This window comes from Deinococcus detaillensis (assembly GCF_007280555.1).
Classification (GTDB): domain Bacteria; phylum Deinococcota; class Deinococci; order Deinococcales; family Deinococcaceae; genus Deinococcus; species Deinococcus detaillensis.
In genome coordinates, this window is record NZ_VKDB01000091.1 from 1 (window position 1) to 1079 (window position 1079).

Annotated in this window: 1 pseudogene; it reads left to right on the plus strand. The window is 58.1% G+C overall.

Going from position 1 to position 1079, the window contains the following annotated elements:
• Nucleotides 1-964: pseudogene (locus tag FNU79_RS18985) on the plus strand (IS701 family transposase); the annotation flags it as partial.
• Nucleotides 965-1079: the final 115 nt, after the last annotated feature.

Here is a 1079-nt window from a genome sequence, read left to right on the forward strand (position 1 = left end):
CGTTGCCCGACAGTCCTCCGGTCAGGTAGGGAAAATCACCAACTGCCAGTGTTTGGTCTCGTTGACAATCGCCCAGTATGACATCCCCATTCCAGTCGCCTTACAACTGTTTTTACCTAAGGAGTGGAGGGACGATCCTGCTCGCTGTACGGCAGCTGGGATTCCAGTGGAATCTCAGCTGCCGCAGACAAAGTGGCAAGTGGCCCTAAACGAACTCGACCGAGTTCGTCACCTCGTCACCTTTGGCATGGTGCTGGCCGATGCTGGCTATGGCGTGAACGCCCGGTTCCGGCAAGCGCTGTCCGAGCGTGGCTTGACTTGGTCGGTCGGCATCACGCGAACGCAGATGGTCTACCCTCAGGATGTCCGCCTTATTCCTATCCCAACGCATTTTCGAGGTCGGCGACCGAAGTATCCTACGACGTCTCACGAGCGTCAGACGGTCGAAGCGGTGCTCGACGGTGCTGCGTGGCAGCACCTGATCTGGCGACACGGCACTAAGGGAGCACTGTCTGGACGCTTTGCCGCTGTCTATGTTCGCCTAGCGGATGGTGAAGAGAATGCCCAGGGCCAACATCTTCCTGGTCAAGCCGCATGGATTATCGGAGAACAGCGACGGGGAGAGGAACGGAAATACTATGTCTGCAATCTTCCCGAAACGACTCCGCTGCTGCGATTGGTGGAAGTGACCAAGCGGCGCTAGACCTGTGAACTGACGCACCGGGAACTCAAGCAGGAGGTCGGCCTAGCGCACTTCGAGGGCCGTTCGTGGCAGGGCCTGCACCATCACGCCGTGTTGTGTATGGTCGCCTTGACCTTCCTGCAATGGCTACGCTTGACCCAGCCAGATGACCTGCGCGGCGAGACCGTGCCCGCCATCCGAGCAGAGGTGGCCGGGACTCCATCCTGGCCACCTCGTTGCCTGAAATGCCTCACCTGCACAGCACTATTCAGTGGGCCTTGAATATCCCCAAAGTACAGCTAGGTGATGTCAGATGACCATACCTGATTAGGCTTTTCTGGCTTGAATTCTCGTGCCAGTACATTTTCCGCCACCGGCTGCTGAGGATCGCATACCG